The organism is Bacillus sp. AFS001701, from assembly GCF_002559405.1.
In the GTDB taxonomy this organism is placed as follows: Bacteria; Bacillota; Bacilli; order Bacillales; family Bacillaceae_G; genus Gottfriedia.
On sequence record NZ_NTZO01000224.1, the window covers coordinates 1 to 587 of the forward strand.

The window sequence follows — 587 nt, forward strand, 5'->3', positions numbered from 1 at the left end:
AATAATGATAGTTTCATAATAAAGAAATTGGTTAAAAAATCTGAAAAGTAAATAGTAAACCCGACTGTATAGAATTTATTCTATACAGTTTTTTTATATATACCGTAATAAATTTATACAGTTTGTTACAGTTTTTACATTTTATTGACAATTGTTAAAATCATTGTTAATTTCTTTAATGGGATACTTTACCAATAAATAGTAAAAATTAGGAGAGGAAATAATGATTACAAAAGAACTTAGTTTAGAAGTTGTAACAGATACGGTATTAAATATTCTTAAGGAAGAGGCTTGTTTAGATAGCATTAATGTTAATGACACACTTAAGAACTTAGATATTGATTCACTTACATTCGCAGAAGTACTTTCTAATCTTGAAGATACACTAGATGTAGAAATCGAACTAGACGATTCTCTGTTCAAACAAAGTGATTTATCTGTTGAAGATTTCATTATTAACTGTGTTTTTTGTAATTAATAAATTTGTGTATAGGACAAACTTGGTAACGGGAAGGCTTATTATAAGGAGGCGATATATAAATGGTTACTTTCGAAGTTTTATCCCTTATGATTAGCTTTGGTATGTT

Annotated in this window: 2 protein-coding genes; both read left to right on the top strand. The window is 26.6% G+C overall.

The features are described 5' to 3' along the window. Positions 1–223: 223 nt before the first annotated feature. Positions 224–478 carry an acyl carrier protein gene (locus CN514_RS15250; protein ID WP_098233319.1) on the top strand — a complete coding sequence of 85 codons (255 nt, stop codon included), beginning with the start codon at positions 224–226 and terminating at the stop codon, positions 476–478. A 62-nt stretch (positions 479–540) separates the two neighbouring features. Next, a partial coding sequence (locus CN514_RS26850; protein WP_353652071.1) for a putative holin-like toxin occupies positions 541–587 on the top strand: 47 nt, incomplete at its 3' end.